Here is a 19746-nt window from a genome sequence, read left to right on the forward strand (position 1 = left end):
TTAAAAAAACACTGAATTTCAATGGAATCGCTATTTTAAGTACAAAAAACATAAATTTATTTAAAATGAAACGCATTCTATCAGCGATATCGCGAACCAAAGCGCAGTTTAAGCTGTTTTTTAATAGATCAGTGCTTTTATTATCCACAGCCCAATTGTAGTAAAGCTTTTAAGCTAAAAATTCTTTTGCGTATTGAAAGTTCCTTCTCCCTCTGGGAGAAGGCTAGGATGAGGGGGATTTTATGTTGATTTATAGTTTTAAAAAGGACTTATGAAAGAAGCCTAATATAGTCAATCTATCAAAAAATTTACACAAAAGAATATAATTTCTCTTAATTAATATTTTTAGTAAAATCAATTGAATGGAAAATTTTTTGATTATAAAAAGCTTGCAATGCCACACCTTACATTCAAAGTTTAAATCTTTTGCTGGGCGAGGGGTACGTCCTATACCCCCGCCCAACAGCGACATCCCTGTCGCCCCACGATAGGATAACCATCTATGATTCAAAAGCACAAAAAAAGAATTGATAACTAATAGTTTTAAAAAGCTCATACAAAAATATAAGCTTCATTTCTGATCAATCACTTGATGCAAATCACTTGTATTAATAATTAGGTGGTTTGACTATAGCTGTCATGCACGTTTGAAAATCGAGAATGAAGAAAAATTATACGCTGTTGTGGATAACTTTAATTTTATCCTCAAGGCCGATTTTATTGTAGCATAAACAAAAACACCTCCAAAAGAGGAGGTGTTGTGTCTTAAAAAATAAGAAAATTAAAAAAAGAAACTACAGCGCATGAATTTCGTGGGAACGAAAAATATTTACAGATCTTAGTCTAAGAAAAACACGATGAATAGTTCCTTTTCTGCAACGCTGTATTGCAAAAATGGCACGTAAAATTTTAAAAAATGACCTATTAAAAATAAGGCATAGAAATCATTCAATATATTTTTATGATCAGTTTATGTTGGTTTTTTAACCATTTTCTTAAATATTACTATGCTTATTGAATACTGAAGAAACTCCTTCAAGGAATTTCTCCAGTAGCTGATTTTATTTGTTGGGAACTTCACAAGAGTTATCAGCACAAACAGGGCCATCCTGTTGCTCGATTTCAGCATCATTCGCAGTTTCAAGGGCTTTTTCTAACACTTGTACAAAGACTTCACGTGGTTGAGCACCTGCTAAAGCCACCCGCTGATCAAAGACAAAGAATGGTACACCTGTTACTTTTAATTGTTCATGAGCAACTTGTTCATCGAATTTTACAAAGTCAGCATATTCTTCAGAGTCTAGAACATCATCAACTTCTATTGGATTTAAACCAATACGAGATGCGACATCTTCAATTGTTTCACGCTCACCAATCGGTAGACCTTGTGTCATATAGCTATAGAAAAAAGCTTCTTCTGCTTCTGAACCTAAACCCTTACTTTGTGCAAGGTGAATGATACGATGGGCATTAAAGGTATTTCCTGAGTTGGCATTTTCCCAGTTAAATTGGATGCCTTCTTCTTTTGCCATTGCTGCAATATTGCGTTGCATATCTTCAACTTCAGGGATGCTACGTCCATATTTCTGCGCAAGACGTTCAGAATTTGAAACTTCTTGACGCGTAGGTGCTTCAGGATCAAGTTCAAAACTGTGCCAATGGACTTCAAGTTCAATACCTGCTTGTTCAGCAGCAGCTTCTAAACGTTTTTTACCGATATAGCAAAAAGGGCAAACCACATCTGACCAAATATCTACGCGCATGGGAAATCTCTACAATCTAATTCTGGATTATGATGGGGTTTGTTTGCATAAATTTAAAGTGAAACTTTTAAGCGATGCTCATTTTAAGCTTATTCAGCGAAGGTTATTTATTGTTATTTTGCATAATTAATATACAAAAAAGAGTTGCTTAGGATATTCTAAGTAATCTATAAGGATGTTCGGGGTTTGGTATGCGTCGACTTTTGATTGTTTTCGGTATCATTTTTCTGGCTGTTATTGGATTTTTCTACTATGACCATAGTTCAATAAAGAATGAAGAAGCCAATCGCCAAGCATTTGATTTGGTGATGACTGAAAAAATGCGGCAACTTTCTGAACAAGCTCAAGACCGTTCTAAACCAGTAAATATTGATATCCATGATAATCGGCTCAAAGGTGATTACAAAACCATGTCTGAGTTTTTATTGAAATATTGGGCCAAGAATGTTGATACACGAAACACTTATTTAAATCAGCTCGCAGCGGCCAAATGGGATCATTTTTTAGATGTAAATCGTTTGGATGCAGACCGTAAACAGAACTATGTAGAAACAACACAGATGCTGGTGACTGTACGACAAGCAATGCAGCAATATCAGCAAAAAAATAGACAAAATAAAACCGAGGCTTTAAACGAATTAAAAAAAATAGATTTGCGTAAAGACCTCAAGAAACCCTTACAGGATAAGCTTGAACAGAATGCTGAACTTGACCCTGAAAATACCTTAATCTTAAATGAGCTACAAATTTTAGGTAAAGCTGAAACCATGTTTGATTTGTTAAAAAAATATGAGTGGCAGAAGCAGGGCAATCAAATTTTGTTTAAGGAAGATGCTCAAGTAAAACAGTTTAACCAGTTGTTTCAGGATGTACTGAAATTGAATAGCCAAATCAATCAGAAAAAAGAGCAAAATGCGGAAGTATTAGAAGAAGCCTTGTAAATTTTAGAAGTAGATGAATGAAAAATATAAAAATATGGTTGTTTTTTACAATGTTTATACTGCTATTGCTGGGTGGGATTGGCTATGTCTACCAGACGCCAATTCTCGTTCAGCAGGATTGTAAAAGTGTTGCTTTATATCGCTATCATTTTGGTGTTTATCAAATTGATCAAGACACAATTCTGGATGCCGATACTTATAAAAAGGTTTATGGATGGAAGCATTTTTTAGGCTTAGCCCCTATTTTATGTGCTGAACAAATTGAGTATGACCAATGTGTCGTGGAGGAAAAGCAAGCGGCTTTAAATGCTGAGCAGGAAAAACAGCAATGGAGCCTTGTGCGGGACAATTTATATATCAATCCTCAACGAGAATTGGCTTTAAAGTTTCCTTATGCAAATCGTTGTAGCATGTTTCTATCTGAACATGTTCTGCCCAGCAAAAGCCTGTCGATCATGGGTGAGCGTTTTTATCGACATTTGGGTTTTGGTGGTGAAGATGGGCCTTCTTTGAATGACACTATAGATTTAGCGAGCTTCAAGCAGTTAAACCCTTCTAATTTGTATAAAGATAAACGGCATGTTTATCGCTACTTTAGCATGCTGGATGGGGGCAGTTTTTCTATTTTAGAGGGTGCAGATGCCAGTAGTTTTGAGTTGCTCGGAGATTGCTATGCAAAAGACAAACACAATATTTATGAAGAACGTTTTGGCAAACTTGACGATGCTGATTATGCAAGTTTTAAAACTAAATCTGATGCGGGATGTATTGCACAGGATAAAAATGGCTATTGGTTTTGGAATGATCGAAAAGCTTGGAAGGATATGAATAGTGAAGAAAAAGAGCGAGTCAAAGCGCTTCAATGAGGTTGATCTCGATTAGCGCTTGGTTTCTTCAATTTTTCCTTGCATTAAAAAAGATGCTAATAAGCTTTGAGATTTTTTGAGTTTGACTAACTTTTCTGAAATATGTTCTAACTCCATTTCTAATGTCTCTTTGGCAACTGGGCATAAGGTAAGTTTTTCCTCAGCCAAATCGAAACATGGCAATAATAATTTAATGTCTTTTAAATGCATGCCGGCATCATTGAGAACTTTAATTTTTTGAATATCCTCGATGTTTGCTTGATTATAATCTCGATAGTGATTCGCTGTTCGTTGCGGACGAATTAATCCTAGCTCTTCATAATAACGGAGCATACGCGGGCTGACTTGAGTTATTTCAGCAACTTTAGCAAGATTCATAATAGACCTCTTATAAACTGAAATGGATCAGTTGAAAAAATTTATCGGTGGCTCTATTCAAGCTGTTGAATGAGCAAAACCTATTTAATCTTTATTTCAGAATTTTAACAGTATTTACCGTTTATCTGAGCTTTAGTGAATCTCGCTATAATTTGTTATAGCCTATTTAATAGACAATATTAAATGTATTGAATCATTTTATTGAATTTATAGGATGATTTATTTTTTAGGTGAAATGTATGAACTTTATCAAAGTTTCGATACTTGCAACGGCTCTTTCTGTTTGGTTACCCACTGTACAGGCAGAAGAAGTTGCCTCATTGCCTACCATTAAAGTGATGGCGGATTCTGAACTGCGTCAAGAAGCTGTAGGTGTTGTTCCTTATCAAGAAGATAAAAATGTGCGTGAAGCATTGCAGCATCAAATGATTAAAAGTGAGCAAGATATACAGAATACTGTTATTGGTGATAATTTTTCTGTGGTTGAGATTCAACCACCAGCGCCTATACCTGACATGACCCAGCTTTCGCCTGCGTTGCAACAATATGTCTTAGCAGTTGCGACTGGTTTGCAATCTTCAGACCCAACCAGTGGTATTTTTGAGATGCTTAAACAATTTGATATTGATCGTAATAATGTCGATGCTCTTCGTAATGGAACAATTAAATTGAATGTAGATCCCAATTTATTGAAACAGTTAACAGATAATAAATGGCTAATGAAGTAATGAGGAATAATAGGTAAGAAAATAAGTAACTTGGCTAACAATAAAAATTTGTTATTATATCAATAACTTTATAATAATTGATGAATGCTTATGAGTACGAACTTAATTGCGCATTTAAAAAAGAAATGTGAAGAAGATGGAAACGTAGCAATTCTATTTGCACAATGGGAGTTTGATCAGAAACTTGTAGGCAAGGCATTAGAAAATATTGGTGGTTTTTATCCACATTTTAGTAATCATAACGCTTCACATTCACAGCAAATTTTAGTCAATATTGAGCGTATTTTAGGTAATGATATTGATTTACTCAGTGCTACTGATACATGGTTAATTCTTGAGGCAGCGTATTGGCATGATGTAGGCATGTTGGTTGATGCTAAAAATGCCAAAGCAGTGCATACAAATTCTGATTTCAATTTCATGATTCAAACTATAGCGAATGAAAAAGGACATGATCTGCAAAAATTTTGCCAAGCCTATGTTGAGCAAAATTGGTTATCGGCTGTTGGTACTGAAAGTCACCCTTTTGATGGTATTGAAAAGTATCGTCAATTAGTGGCTGAGTGGTTTAGACGTGGGCATGACAAGCGTGTTGGTAAAATCGTAGAAGATCCTTTTAAAGATTTAGGAATAACTTCACCAAGAACAGAACTTTTACCAAATCGAATTTATCGTTATTTAGGACAAATTTGTGTTTCTCATGGGATGAATTTTGATACTTTAATGGGAACACTTCCTTATAAGCAAACTGGTTTAGGTACAGAAGATTGCCATCCAAGGTTTATAGGATGTTTACTCCGTTTAGGTGATTTGTTTGATTTAGATGACAATCGTTTTTGCCCTGTCATGGCGAAGCACGTCAGTAATATGCCTTCTGTAAGTAAACACCATCATGATAAGCATTTATCTTTACGTGAATTTCAGCTAGATAAGCGGACAGTGAAACTTGTAGCAGAATGTCCTGATGAAATGTCTTATGTAGAAACCCAAAACTGGTTTGGTTGGATACGTGAAGAATTCCAAAATCAAATGTCTCAATGGAATTTAATTGTGCCAAGTTTGAAATTTGGCTCATTACCTACTATTGAACAATTAGATGTAAGAATGGAGGTGAAGTATCAAGATGGTGTAAAAAAAGAAAAAATACTTTTAAATAATAAACCAATGAAATTCACTATTGATGAAAAAAATGGTATGGAATTATTACAAGGAGCAAATTTATACAGTAGCCATTTAAGTATTTATCGAGAATTGATCCAAAACTCTATTGATGCAACCATGCTCCGAATTTGGTTAGAAGAAGATCAAGAAAAATTAAGAGGTTTAAATCCTTATCATGAAGACTTTAAAAAAATTTTAAAAAAATACCCTTTATCCCTTTCTATTGAACAAATAAAAAGTGAGTGTTCTCCAAAAAAAATTTGGCGATTTGTATTATCTGATAGTGGGGTAGGTATAAGCTGTAATGATCTTACTTATATGACTTATATGGCAGGTTCTAACAAAAATTTAGTAAAGAAAAGAATTATCAATAATATGCCTCTTTGGATGAGACCTTCTGGAGAGTTTGGAATAGGACTACATAGTGTTTTTTTATTAACAGAAAATTTGCCTGAAGAGTATAGAAGTATAAATTTTAAAACTAGAAGTTTACTTTCCAATGACTGTCTAGAAATACAGATGAATTCTCCACTTGGTATGAAAAATGGTTATTGTTTTATTACAAAAATAGATGATGTACAAGAAAAAATTGGAACGGAATTATCGTTTTTTATTCAAGATGATGAATTATTACTAAAAAAGGAAATATGTGGAACTGAAGAGTTTAATAGAATTTGGAATATTGACTTTAGATTTGAAAAAGCTAAAGAATATTTTTTACAAGATTCATTATTTAATATATGTAATAACTCACCAATTTTTTTAAAAGATTCTAATAATAGTAGACAGAAGATGGATTGGTATGAGACTAAAAATATAGCATATCGATTTTCTTTAAATAAACCTAGTGACTACCAAGAAATAATTGGCTTTAGAGGGCAGAATGCAAAGAATTCTATTATTTCTGATTGGAGAAATTTCCCATTTTATATGGCTTTGGATTATTATGGTTTAAAAGCTAATAAGTCATTAGAAATAAACAGAGATAATTGGAGGGGAGATTTTAGAAGCAGTATTGTTAGCGATATAAATGAAATTCTATTAAGTTATATTAAATCAGGAAGTGATGAAACTTATGAGAAAAGTGTCTTTGAAAAGATGTTGCTAAAAAACAAAACTAAAAATAAAAAATGGGGAGGTTTCAAATTTGATATAAATAATAAAAAAATTTCATGTCGTGATATGTTGGAATTTGGTGAAATTTATATTTATAGAAAAACATCAGACTATATGTTAAGAATATATTTTGATGGTGTAGACGGTAAATCAATATTACAAGTGAATAATCATACTTATAGGCAAATTGAAAAACTTTCAGAATACTTTTACGAACTTAATGAAAATGTTGAAATATATACTTTGGATGAATGTGTTGATACTGAAGCACATAATACAGAATATTTTGATATATTATTTATTTCAACAAATGGTTCTAAACCTATAGATGAATTTGAAGAATATATATATAGTTGGAATAAGGTACATATTAAAGAGTATATTGATGAAGAATTGAATGAAAATGATCCTATTGGTGTAACACTAAATTCTCATATTGAATTATTGAATAGTAAGAAAAAATCATATTTATTTTTTGATAATATAGATTTGATAAGTAATTTTAAAAATATATTTATTTATTTCGAGGGTAAGAAAAAAATTATTAGCCCATATCAATTTAATCAAAATGGTTTTCTACAATATACGGATTTAAAATCCTTAATAAATTTTATTGGTTATTATAAAGATGAAACTAATTTAGATTTAATAGAGCATGAGTATAAAATTTTTTCGAATTTGATTGATAAAAAAATTGATGAATTAAATTTTAGAAGTAAATTCTTAAGGTAAAAAACCCCGCACTAAGCGGGGTTCTTTTTTTACGTATTTAAAACTTAAACACGTTCAATAATTGTCGCGATACCTTGGCCAAGACCGATACACATCGTTGCAAGACCGATTTGAGTATCTTGTTGTTCCATTACGTTCAGCAATGTAGTGGTGATACGTGCGCCAGAACAACCCAATGGGTGACCCAATGCAATCGCACCGCCGTTTAAGTTGATCTTGTCTTGCTTGTCATAGATGTTCAAGCCTTTCATTACAGAAAGACCTTGAGCAGCAAATGCTTCGTTTAACTCGATGGTTTGGATGTCTTCCATCGTTAAGCCAGCACGTTTAAGCGCTTTCTGTGTTGCAGGAACAGGACCATAACCCATGATCGCAGCATCACAGCCTGCAATCGCCATAGAGCGAATCACAGCACGTGGCTTAAGACCTAAAGCTTGAGCACGTTCAGCAGACATTAACAACATTGCCGATGCACCATCAGACAATGCAGAAGAAGTCGCAGCAGTTACAGTACCACCTTTAGGATCAAATACTGGACGTAATGCTTTGAATGCTTCAAGGTTTGCATCTGGACGGATTACTTCGTCGATGTCGCAAAGGATTTTGAAGCCATTGGCGTCATGACCTTCAACACCCACGATTTCGTTTTTGAAACGACCTTCCTGAGTTGCAGCCCAAGCGCGACGATGAGATTCAACACCAAACGCATCTTGTTCGTCACGGCTAATGCCGTTCATACGACCTAACATTTCAGCAGTTAAGCCCATCATGTTAGATGCTTTCGCATAATGCTTAGATGCTTCTGGGTTAAGGTCGATGCCGTGCATCATACCAACGTGACCCATGTGCTCTACACCACCGATGATGAATACATCACCTTGGTTGGTTGCAATTTGCGCCGCAGCAGTATGGATTGACTGCATAGAAGAACCACAGAGGCGGTTTACAGTTTGACCACCAACAGTCTTCGGCAAGTCAGCCAATAACACGATGTTACGGCCAATGTTCATACCTTGTTCTAGGGTTTGGTTAACACAACCCCAGATCAAATCTTCAACTTCATTGACATCAAACTGGTTACGAGCAACTAAAGCACGAACCAATTCAGCAGATAAGCTGTCAGCACGTACATTGCGGAACATACCGTTTTTGGTTTTACCCATTGCAGAACGTACGCCATCAACGATGACAACGTCACGTGGATTTAAAGTAGCCATTCACGTTGCTCCTTAACCGTAGAATTTTTTGTTGTTTGCAGCCATGTCACGCAACATTTGTGGCGCTTCATAAGCCTTACCTAAGTGTGCATATTTGTCGCAAAGCGCAACATATTCAGCAACACCTGTTTGGTCGATGTAACGCGCTGGACCACCACGGAATGGAGGGAAACCTACACCCATGATCATTGCCATATCTGCTTCAGAAGCAGTAGAAACAATGTTGTCCTCTAAGCAACGAACAGTCTCGTTACAGAACGCGAGCATCATACGGTCAATAATTTCTTGAGCATCAAACTCGTGCTTTTCAGTGGTTGCCATCGTTGCAACAAGCTCATACGCAGTTGGATCAATAGATTTCGCTTTCTTACCTTTACGATCAAGCTCGTATTTATAGAAACCGATGTCATTTTTTTGACCAAGACGTTTGTTTTCGTACATGATTTCGATCGCGCCTTTATAGTCAGGCTTCATGCGGTCTGGGAAACCTTCAGCCATAACTTCAGCACCATGTACACCAGTGTCGATACCCACAACGTCGATCAAATAAGCAGGTCCCATAGGCCAGCCGAATTTTTCCATGACTTTGTCAACTTGTTGGAAGTCTGCGCCATCTTTAAGCAGAAGGTCAAACGCACCAAAGTAAGGGAACAATACACGGTTTACAAGGAAGCCAGGGCAGTCGTTTACAACGATTGGTGTTTTACCCATTTTCTGAGCAAGAACAACAGTTGTCGCAATTGCTTCTTCAGATGTTTTCTCACCACGGATCACTTCAACCAAAGGCATCATGTGAACTGGGTTAAAGAAGTGCATACCCACGAAGTTTTCAGGACGAGTCAATGCATTTGCAAGACGCGTGATTGAAATCGTAGAGGTATTTGAAGCAATGATTGTGTTGTCACGAACTTTTGTTTCTGTATCACGTAACACAGCTTCCTTGATTTTAGGATTCTCTGTGACTGCTTCAATCACGATGTCAACTTCTTTAAACTCGTCATAGCTTAAAGTAGGACGGATGCGTGCAAGTGTTTCACCCATTTTTGCAGGCGTCATCTTTTTACGTTCAACTTGTTTAGTCAACAAGCCATTCGCTTCAGACATACCCAAAGCAAGCTGTGGGTTACCAATGTCTTTCATGATGATTGGTGTACCTTTGCTTGCCGCTTGGTAAGCAATACCGCCACCCATAATACCCGCACCTAAAACAGCTGCTTGGTTAACAGGGTGAGCACCTTTCTCATGTTTTTTAGAGGCTTTTTTCACAACTTGGTCATTGATGAATAAACCGATCAATGCACCTGCTTGTGGTGTAATCGCAGCTTTAGCAAATGCTTCAGCTTCAATTTTTAACGCTTCATCACGTTTTTGGCTTACACCTGCTTGAAGTGAATCAAGCAGAAGTTTTGGCGCAGGGTATTGAGCAGGGTTTGCTTTCGCAAGGACCACACCTTTAGATGAGTTAAACGCCATCATTTGTTCAAGCATGTCTAATTTAACAGGCTCTAATTTTTCTTGACGTTTTGCTTTCCAGTCTAAACGACCAGAGATTGCTTGTTTAACAAGATCAATCGCAGCTTCTTGGAGTTTGTCAGCCGCAACAACTGCATCTACAGCACCGTCTTTCAGCGCAGCATCTGGACGTTTGTTTGCTGAAGTCGCAATCCATTCAACTGCATTGTCAATACCAATCAAACGGCTTAGACGAACAGTACCACCGAAACCAGGAATGATACCCAGTTTAACTTCTGGTAAGCCTACTGTTGCAGCATTTGACATTACGCGGTAGTCACATACCAAACACATTTCAAAACCGCCGCCCAATGCAATACCATTGATCGCAGCAACTTTAGGAATCTCTAGATCTTCAAAAGCGTTAAAAATCTCGTGAACAGGCATTGCCCATTCTACAATCGCACTTTCACCTTGCTTAAAGTTTTCACCAAATTCAGTAATGTCTGCACCAACGATAAATGTTGATTTACCAGAGGTAACGATGAGACCTTTCACTTCACTGTTATTTTTTACAGCTTCAATAGCAGCTTTAAAGTCTTCAATCGTTGCACGGTTGAATTTGTTAACCGACTCACCTTGTAAGTCAAAGCGGAATTCTGCAATTCCGTCCGAAAGCAATTGGACGGTAATGGCATTGCCAGCGTGGATCATGCCCTGATCTCCTTTTTTGGAGGACTTCTTAAGTTGATGTTTTGAAGTGTGTATGCAATTCCCGCACACATTTCGACTTCACTAATCTTACGATAACTATATCTAAAAATAACCTAACAAGTTGTATCAAGCCGTGACGCAAGGGTCATCAATTTTTTTTGAGTAGAAGATTAAATTAAGCTTTTAAATTTAAAGAATTTTATAGGTTAATTATATAAATGTTTGAAATTTATTGATTTAATGTAAATTTCGTTGTGCCTTTCTTTAGAAAAATGAATAAGAATAGCCATCCATAGTGATTCATTTTTTTTGTCATTTAGGTCAATTGGTGTGAAGTTTAATTATCTGTTTAGAAAATCTTTATAATCTATTGAATGTTTTGTATTATATATGTAATATTTGGTTGGTATTTAATCACAAAAAGAACCCGTTATGACTATACAAAACAAAAAACTCGCATTTACAGCTATTTTTTTATCCCTCTCTTTGATTGGGTGCGGAGGCGGTGGTGACTCTTCATCAGATAATTCGAACACTTCAACAACACAAGACAGTTTGGATAATGGAACACGCTATTACTTTGTTGACTATGAATTAGATGATGGCTCTGATAATTTGACTATGGAATATTTTGAAATATTCAATAAACAATTTAAGAATTCTGAAGCTAACAAGTTTCTAGGTGAATATATATTAACAGCCAACAAATTGTATACTCCGCGTGAAATTGCTGTGAATACAGTAGTATTGAATTCTATGACTTCATGGACCTCAACCTTAATTGGTAATGTTAAAACTGATCTTAAATTAGAAAAAATTGATATTTCAGGGAAAAATATTTTTGATACGGTTTTACCTGGTTATCGTAGTTTAGGTTTCGATAGTGAAAATAGTTATGATGAAGCACGAAAATTACTAGCTTCATATGGCAAGGATAGTTTCCCACAAGGAAGTAACTGTTATCGTTTTATTTCTCGAAAGAATAACCAAGACTATTTTAGCTTTAAGACAGATAACGAATTTAATCAAACATTTGAAGATTTCAAAGAAACGAGTTCTGACTATGTCGATTATTTAAATCAACAACTTAAACCATTGGGCGTAACTTATCGTTATTCAAGCGGTAGTTGGCAGAATATTCCGTGGACGACTGTTTATGAAACTGATACAGGTGCAGCTAATGATGATTATGTTGCAGTTAAATATCAAAATAAAACATATTTGGCCGATTACAATAGTGAAATTGAATGGACGAATGCCAAAGGCATAAAACAATGGGAAAAATTGCTCGGAATAGCCACAACAGATAAACAAACAAGAACAGCAAAGTTAAATATTGAACAGCTTAAGAAAGGGTGCGCTGTATATAATTCAAAGGCTGCATCAGCTTTGGCTTCTTTAAGACTTATTGATTGGAATAATTAAGAAAATAACTTAAAAGCTTGTAAATAAAACTTGAACCAAATTTGTAGTCACCTCTACAAATTTGGTTTTTTAATAATAATTAATAAAAACATATAATTAGATCATTGTGGCTTTTTGATTTATAGATTTGTTATAATTTGTAGAAACATTCTCCCTTTTGAGATTTAAAATTCTATCAGCACATGTTGCTTGATTAACCTGATTAATGAAAAGAGTGCTGTATGATTAAATGGATCATATTGGCGATTTTTGTGATTTCTGCTTTGTATATCCAAAATCGCGGTAAAGTGCGACATTCGTTTTATCGTCAATTTTTTGACCATTCAACGATACTCGCGCCAATTAACTTTCTCATGTATATGTTTTCAAAAGTGCCGAATCAGCCGTATATCGACACACAACATTTTAAAGATTTAAAAGTGTTAGATGAAAACTGGGAAATGATTCGTGAAGAGGCGCAAGCGTTATATGCCAAAGGTGGAATTAAGGCTTCAAGTACATATGATGACTTAGGCTTTAATTCATTCTTTAAAACAGGTTGGAAACGGTTTTACCTAAAATGGTATGACTCAGCGCATCCATCAGCAGCAGAACTTTGCCCAAAAACAACTGAATTGCTGAAAAATTTGCCAAGTATTAAGGCGGCAATGTTTACAGAGCTTGCACCTGATAGTCGATTAGTGCGCCATCGTGATCCTTATGCAGGTTCATTGCGTTATCACTTGGGGCTCATTACACCAAATGATGATCGTTGCTTTATTGACGTAGATGGTCAGCGTTATTCATGGCGAGATGGTGAAAGCGTGGTTTTTGATGAAACCTATATTCATTATGCTGAAAATACCACAGACCAAAATCGTATTATCTTCTTTGCTGATGTAGAGCGCCCATTAAAAACAAGGTTTATGCAGCGCTTTAACCACTGGTTTGGTAAAAAAGTGATGACAGCTGCCAGCTCTCCAAATGAGGCGGGCGATCAAACAGGGGGGTTAAACAAAGTTTTTGGTTATGTGTACCAAATCCGTATTAAAGCCAAAGCCTTGAAAAAAACCAATCGGCAGTTGTATTACTTTTTAAAGTGGTTCTTGATGTTAGGGATTTTCTTCCTGATTTTTATTCGACCATATATGTCACAGATCATTGCATTTTTTGAAAAAATGATTTGATTTAAAGCGCCCGTCAGGGCGTTTTTTTTAATAACAAATTTTGACTTGAGTTTAACGCTCGATTTTTTTAATTTACTTTCATAATTTATAAAAGCGCTGGAAAACACAAAATGTTTAAAAATTTAGCTTCAGAAATGATGGGTATGAGTGATATTGGAACAATTATTGAGCCGCATGATTTCAATAAAACAGATATTGATGATTATATTTTTCATGAAGATAACGAGAAAATTTTCTTTGTCATCAAAAGCAAAACAGATGAATATTGCTTCACCAATGTGGCCTTTATGCACCTAGATGGTAAAAGTGCGATCAGTAAAAAACGCATGTTGTACCGCTACTTGTATAAGCACAACCCAATTAAAAATGTACTTTTAGAAACCGCTGGTACCGTGGATTTAGATGCTGAAATCAAGTTCCAATTAGGTGAACAGCATTTCTCTATCGATATTGATAAAAAACAAATCGAGAAAATTCGCGATCTCTATAAAGCATTATTTACCATTGGTGAAACCTGCAAAGAGATCAATCGTAAACGTAATGTGCTATTACAAAGCACTGACAATGTGCAGAAAATGTTTAACTTACGAGAGCTCAGTGAACAGGCAATTTTAAATTTACCTGAAATCATCAATCAGACTGCGCAACAAGTTGAAGATTATGCCAACCAGCGTATTCGACAAATTGAGAATTATGATTTTTCTGAAATTTTTGATCGCTATTTAAAAAATTGATGTTTAGACATTTAGTCAAAAATTAAAACGCTCGAAAGGGCGTTTTTTATTATGTAAATTGATGATTTTATAGTCATATTTAACTCGAAATTCAGATAGAATAATATTTTGTATGGGGAAACTTTGAAGAGCGTGATGCAAAAATTTCATACTAAAATTGATTGGTGGATTTTAGGCTTTTTAATCGCAATGACAGGTCTGCTGATTCAATTGCTTTATACCATGTATGCAAAAGGCACTATGGTTGAATATCCTGAGCATACAGCGGTGTATATTTTAACTATTGCGGTGATTTGGTGGCCAGTTTTCAATACACGCTATATCGTTGAAGATGAAGCTTTGATCATTCATAGTCTATTTTTAAAATGGCGTATCCCATTGGCAAATATTCAAAAGATCAGCAAAACCAATAATTCAATTTCATCACCTGCATTATCTTTAGATCGTTTGAAAATCGAATATATGAAAGACGGAAAAATCAAACAGGTCTTGGTTTCTCCAAGAGATCAGCAGGCCTTTCGTCAGGCAGTAGAAGTAAATAGTTCTCAGATTTAAATAAACAGATAATAGCGATCCTGTGTGATAAATATTTCAGAATCATCATAAGAAGTGAATCATACTGCTATTGAAAGTTCTTTCTCCCATTGGGAGAAGGCTAGGATGAGGGGCTTTTATGTTGATTTATGGTTTTAAAAGGGATTTATAAAAGAAGCTTAAAGTACAAGGCCTAACTGAGACGAGAGTCTCTTGAAATTTACTTTAATAATCAACTAAGTGAAAATAAAAAACAGTCGAAATTTAAGCGATTTACACTTGTGATTTTATCAAATATTGGTTAATAATGATTCAAAATAAATAGTCGAGTGAACCGCTATAATGAAAAAAACAATATTTTTTATAATCAATGCTTTAATTTTAACAGCGTGTGGTGGTGGATCGGATGATTCAAAAAGCGAATCAGATAAATTTGATACCCTATATTCATTTCAAGGTGGAGGTTCTAACTTACTACCGAAAGCAAAAACTTACCATATAAAGGAGAATAAAAATCTTTTGGTTCAAGATGCCTCTATAGAAGAAACTTCAAAATATTATCTAACTCAAAATGCGATTTCGACATTTAGCTCACCACAATTAGATCAAAATACATACTTGCTGAGTGAGTCTGCAACATTTGATGGAAAGAAATTACAATATTCAGTGAGTAATTATATTGCTGAACGACCTTTGGTTTTATCTTATCAATATAAGAAAATTGATGTCTCAGGGCAATTGATCACTAATGATATTTATAATCCAATCCGTCAAATGAATAGTAGTGCGGCAGGTCAGATTTTAGTTGCAATCTTAGGGTTAGGTTATTCGCCAAATGAAGTATTTCCCAAAGGCTCTATTTGTTGGCAAAGTTTGTCAGCCAATAGTAATCAGGAATATATTGAGTTCTTACCGTATATCGTTGATGCAAAGGTATTTGCAGATTTAGAAATAGAAGCAACAGGAAATTGGAGTAATGTGGTTTGGACTCGATTCAAAGATAAGGAAAACACCCTATATAGCAATGTAAAGTTAACAATAGATGGAAAAGACTATCAAGGAAAATATCATCCTCAAAATGAATTTTTTTATCATAAATCTGATGAGTTGGCGTGTAATTGGATGAACCATACCGCTTATAAAGCTGTTAATCAGCCCTTTGAAAAATGAAAAATGAAAAATGAAAAATGAAAAATCAAGATATTTTCCAATTGAAAGCGCAAGTAATTCACTCAAGTAGACTTGAAAAATGGGTGATCTAACTACATCATCCATTTATAGTCCAAAGTTAAAAGTCTACTGTGAACGAAAACGCACGTGAAAATATCGAAAAGATTCTAGCCAATATGACGACTTTACCTGGTGTGTATAAAATGCTGGGAAAAGAGGGCGAATTATTATATGTCGGAAAAGCCAAAAATCTAAAAAATCGCGTACTGAGTTATTTTGTCAAAACCATTGAACATCCGAAAACACAGGCTTTGGTTGCACGTATTTATAATATTGAAACCCTTGTCGTCCGTTCTGAAACGGAAGCTTTATTACTCGAACAGAATCTAATAAAACTGCATCGCCCACCGTATAACATTATGTTGCGCGATGATAAATCCTATGTCTATATTTTTGTCTCCGCAGATAAACCTTATCCACGTATTGCTTCAGGACGAGGCAAAGGCAAACATCAAGTGGGTAAATTTTTTGGCCCCTATCCAAGTGCTTATAATGCAAGAGATACACTTTTAGTTCTACAAAAATTATTTAATGTCCGCCAATGTGAAAACAGCTATTTTTCACAGCGTAAACGTCCTTGCCTGCAATATCAGATCAAGCGTTGTACTGCGCCTTGTGTGGGGTTGATTTCAGCTGAAGCCTATAACGAAGATGTCCAAAACTCGATCCGTTTTTTAAATGGTGATACCAAAGAACTGAATCAGGAATTGATTCAAAAAATGGAGCAGGCGGCAGAAAATCTAGAATTTGAGAAAGCAGTATTTTACCGTGATCGCATGGCCTTACTGCGTGATGTCCAAGCACAGCAAGCCATTTATAAAGTCAAAGGCGAAGCTGATATTCTTGCCATTGCCTATCAAGCGGGTGTGACCTGTGTACAGATCATGCATGTGCGTAATGGGAAAATGCTGGGTGGGAAAAGTTATTTTCCCGATATGTTGGATGATGATTTGGGGCAAATGTTATCTGATTTTATCGCCAATTTTTATTTTCAGGTCGCAGATGAAGTTCCTGCTGAACTGATTGTCAATGTAAATGTGACAGACCGAAAAGAACTAGAAGAAGCTTTACATCAACAGTTTGAAAAGAAAATTCAGATTAAACACAATGTTCGTGAAACTCGTGCTGAATGGCTTGAGTTGGCTGAAATGAATGTTCAGCATGCGATTAAAGGAAAATTAGCCAATCATTTAGAATTAAATGAGCGTTTTCATCAATTGGAACAAGTCTGTGGGCGACCTGTTGATCGTATTGAATGCTTTGATATCTCTCATACTATGGGCGAAGCGACTATTGCATCGTGTGTGGTTTTTGATGCAGGTGGCGCACGTAAACGTGATTATCGCCAATTTGCGATTGAAGATATTATCGGCGGTGATGATTATGCCGCAATGCGCCAAGCCTTAACACGCCGTTATAAAAAAGCCATGTTACCCGATTTATTACTGATTGATGGGGGTAAAGGGCAACTTCATATGGCGATGGAAGTTATGCAAGAGCTTGGTTTAGATGCATTTATGGTGGGTGTTTCCAAAGGTGAAGGGCGTAAACCCGGTTTAGAAACACTGCATTTTACCGATGGCACGAAGATTCAGCTTCCTGAAGACCATAAAGCTCTGCATTTGATTCAGCAAGTCCGTGATGAGGCACATCGCTTTGCAATTACCAAGCATAGAGCCAAGCGGGATAAACGTCGTGGAGGGTCGGTACTTGAGGCTATTCCGGGCTTGGGTCCAAAACGTCGCCGTGATTTACTGACCCATTTCGGTGGTATTCAAGGGGTACTTAAAGCCTCTGAACATGACTTAAAAAATGTTCCCGGTCTAGGCGATGTTATGGCACGAATGATTTATAAAGTGTTGCATGAGTAAAGCCGTTATTGTTCTCGATGATGAGTAGCATTTGCCAAAACAACCATTGACGCATGAGTCACTGATCATTTTCATCTCGTGTCAAATATGAAACAGTACAGCAAAGATCGAAAAATTGGACAGATCATGTCATTAGAATCGCTATTTCAGCAGATTGAACAGGAAGAATGGATTGATATTCCTCAAGGATGGTTGCAGGGGCGTACCATCTTTGGTGGTCTCGTTGCAGGTATGTTGGTTCATAAAGCAATTGCAACCATTCATGATCCAGTTAAAAAGTTGTTAAGTTGTAGTGTCACTTTTGTTGGGCCTGTTGAAGAAACGCCAGTGAAATTGACTGCTGAAATCCTGAGACAGGGTAAATCAGTCACGACGATTGAAGTCAGATTGTGGCAAAATGAGGCTGTGCAAAGTATTTTAATTGCAAGTTTTGGTAGCCAACGGGATTCTAAAATTCAAGTGTCTTTAGAACCTCAAGCCCCTGATTTTCCGCCACTTGATCAGATTAATATTGTCCCTAAATATTTACCTTTTCCAGAGTGTGTAAAAAATTTCCAACTGGCATGGACTGAAGGGAATTATCCAATGTCAGGCAGTAAACAACCTGATTTTTCAGGTTGGTGTCGTTTTGACCCTGAGCTACATGCCAATCGAGCAATGAATGTCTCAGATATCATGACATTAATGGATGTTTGGCCACCCGGTGTATTGCCGATGTTTAAACTGCCAGCACCTGCAAGTACACTGACGTGGCAAGTGACATTTATCCATCCTTTACAAAATCAGTTGAATGATTGGTTTAAGTATAAAGTGATTACAGACTTTGCTGAGCATGGATATGCAACAGAACATGCCTATCTTTGGGATGAACAAAATCGACTCATTGCGATTGCAAGACAGACGGTTACGGTATTTACCTAGTCGACAGTTTCATGTGAATCGTTTAAAGTACTAAGGAAATAGAGCTTCACTCTAAATTATTATTTACCTTCATTCGGGTAAGTAGGGGACTCACTGGCGGTGTCTATGACTACAGGTCGTATCCTGAATATTCCAAATATCTTGACGCTTGCTCGAATCGCGTTAATTCCTGTTTTTTTAATTATTGCCTATTGGCCACCTGCAATTGGTGTGGCTGGACATACAGGTGGTATGACGCGTCATATTATCTTGACTGCAATTTTTGTTGTTGCAGCAGTCACAGATTGGTTTGATGGTTATCTGGCACGAACTTTAAATCAAACCTCAGCTTTTGGGCGGTTTTTAGATCCAGTTGCAGATAAATTAATGGTGGCAGCAGCACTGATTGTTTTAGTGCAGTGGCAACCATCAATCACTATGGCATTTGCTGCAATTGTGATTATTTCACGTGAAATTACAGTTTCAGCACTACGTGAATGGATGGCTGAATTAGGTGCGCGTACCAATGTGGCCGTCTCCACGGTGGGTAAATATAAAACAGCCTTTCAGATGATTGCAATCACGGTGTTTTTATTGAATTGGCAGCCGCTTGAAATACTGGCTTATGCTTTGCTATATACCGCGGTCATCTTGACACTCTGGTCGATGTTTATTTATTTAAAAGCAGCGTGGCCTTATTTAAAACAGCCTTAATCTGCGCAATAGAAAGCAGTATACAGATCAAAGCCTTTCTCTCGTGAAAGGCTTTTTTTGTGCTTGAAAGTCAGTACAATGGGAGAATTGATGAACACCGATAC

General features: G+C 36.1%; 16 protein-coding genes. 12 read left to right on the plus strand and 4 right to left on the minus strand.

The annotated features are described in order from the left end of the window. Positions 1-1061: 1061 nt before the first annotated feature. The gene (locus ASC84_RS15830; RefSeq protein ID WP_056516519.1) at positions 1062-1763 is read right to left on the minus strand and encodes a DsbA family protein; all 702 of its coding nucleotides are present in this window, start codon (positions 1761-1763) and stop codon (positions 1062-1064) included. Between the two features lie 191 nt (positions 1764-1954). Between ASC84_RS15830 and ASC84_RS15835 the strand changes: the two genes are divergently transcribed. Next, the gene (locus tag ASC84_RS15835) at positions 1955-2704 is read left to right on the plus strand and encodes a hypothetical protein (protein ID WP_056516521.1); all 750 of its coding nucleotides are present in this window, start codon (positions 1955-1957) and stop codon (positions 2702-2704) included. A gap of 50 nt (positions 2705-2754) precedes the next feature. Next, positions 2755-3570 carry a DKNYY domain-containing protein gene (locus ASC84_RS15840; RefSeq protein ID WP_056516524.1) on the plus strand — a complete coding sequence of 272 codons (816 nt, stop codon included), beginning with the start codon at positions 2755-2757 and terminating at the stop codon, positions 3568-3570. 12 nt (positions 3571-3582) lie between these two features. Here the strand turns inward: ASC84_RS15840 and ASC84_RS15845 are convergent, their stop codons facing one another. Next, positions 3583-3948 (minus strand): MerR family transcriptional regulator, encoded by a 366-nt coding sequence (locus tag ASC84_RS15845; protein ID WP_056516526.1) that lies wholly within the window; start codon positions 3946-3948, stop codon positions 3583-3585. A gap of 239 nt (positions 3949-4187) precedes the next feature. On the opposite strand from ASC84_RS15845, the gene ASC84_RS15850 reads away from it, so the two are divergent. Together ASC84_RS15850 and ASC84_RS15855 are read left to right on the plus strand one after the other, a co-directional pair. Next, a complete protein-coding gene (locus ASC84_RS15850) occupies positions 4188-4676 on the plus strand; it encodes a hypothetical protein (protein WP_056516529.1) in 489 nt (162 codons plus the stop codon). A gap of 90 nt (positions 4677-4766) precedes the next feature. Next, positions 4767-7685 (plus strand): hypothetical protein, encoded by a 2919-nt coding sequence (locus tag ASC84_RS15855; protein WP_056516532.1) that lies wholly within the window; start codon positions 4767-4769, stop codon positions 7683-7685. A gap of 44 nt (positions 7686-7729) precedes the next feature. Here the strand turns inward: ASC84_RS15855 and fadA are convergent, their stop codons facing one another. Both fadA and fadB read right to left on the minus strand, forming a co-directional pair. After that, entirely contained in the window at positions 7730-8902 is a 1173-nt protein-coding gene (gene fadA / locus ASC84_RS15860; protein ID WP_004718442.1) for an acetyl-CoA C-acyltransferase FadA, read from the minus strand. A gap of 12 nt (positions 8903-8914) precedes the next feature. Further along, on the minus strand, positions 8915-11068 hold the full coding sequence (gene fadB / locus ASC84_RS15865; protein WP_056516534.1) for a fatty acid oxidation complex subunit alpha FadB: 2154 nt from the start codon (positions 11066-11068) through the stop codon (positions 8915-8917). A gap of 432 nt (positions 11069-11500) precedes the next feature. On the opposite strand from fadB, the gene ASC84_RS15870 reads away from it, so the two are divergent. The 8 genes from ASC84_RS15870 (at position 11501) to pgsA (ending at position 19642) form a co-directional block, all read left to right on the plus strand. Beyond that, a complete protein-coding gene (locus tag ASC84_RS15870) occupies positions 11501-12493 on the plus strand; it encodes a hypothetical protein (protein ID WP_056516537.1) in 993 nt (330 codons plus the stop codon). A gap of 221 nt (positions 12494-12714) precedes the next feature. Then, positions 12715-13659 (plus strand): lipid A hydroxylase LpxO, encoded by a 945-nt coding sequence (gene lpxO, locus ASC84_RS15875; protein ID WP_056516540.1) that lies wholly within the window; start codon positions 12715-12717, stop codon positions 13657-13659. Between the two features lie 110 nt (positions 13660-13769). Next, on the plus strand, positions 13770-14393 hold the full coding sequence (locus tag ASC84_RS15880; RefSeq protein WP_004718435.1) for a PH domain-containing protein: 624 nt from the start codon (positions 13770-13772) through the stop codon (positions 14391-14393). A 135-nt stretch (positions 14394-14528) separates the two neighbouring features. Next, on the plus strand, positions 14529-14948 hold the full coding sequence (locus tag ASC84_RS15885; RefSeq protein ID WP_056516545.1) for a PH domain-containing protein: 420 nt from the start codon (positions 14529-14531) through the stop codon (positions 14946-14948). Positions 14949-15269: 321 nt separating this feature from the next. Continuing rightward, complete coding sequence (locus ASC84_RS15890) at positions 15270-16097, plus strand: hypothetical protein (protein ID WP_056516547.1); 828 nt, start codon at positions 15270-15272, stop codon at positions 16095-16097. Positions 16098-16228: 131 nt separating this feature from the next. Continuing rightward, complete coding sequence (gene uvrC / locus ASC84_RS15895) at positions 16229-18028, plus strand: excinuclease ABC subunit UvrC (RefSeq protein ID WP_081409380.1); 1800 nt, start codon at positions 16229-16231, stop codon at positions 18026-18028. A 126-nt stretch (positions 18029-18154) separates the two neighbouring features. Further along, complete coding sequence (locus tag ASC84_RS15900) at positions 18155-18949, plus strand: thioesterase family protein (RefSeq protein ID WP_056516553.1); 795 nt, start codon at positions 18155-18157, stop codon at positions 18947-18949. A gap of 105 nt (positions 18950-19054) precedes the next feature. Continuing rightward, positions 19055-19642: a CDP-diacylglycerol--glycerol-3-phosphate 3-phosphatidyltransferase gene (pgsA, locus tag ASC84_RS15905; RefSeq protein WP_004718416.1), complete on the plus strand. Its 588-nt coding sequence runs from the start codon at positions 19055-19057 to the stop codon at positions 19640-19642. Positions 19643-19746 lie beyond the last annotated feature (104 nt).

The sequence above is a fragment of the Acinetobacter sp. Root1280 genome, from assembly GCF_001425285.1.
Taxonomy (GTDB): Bacteria; Pseudomonadota; Gammaproteobacteria; order Pseudomonadales; family Moraxellaceae; genus Acinetobacter; species Acinetobacter guillouiae.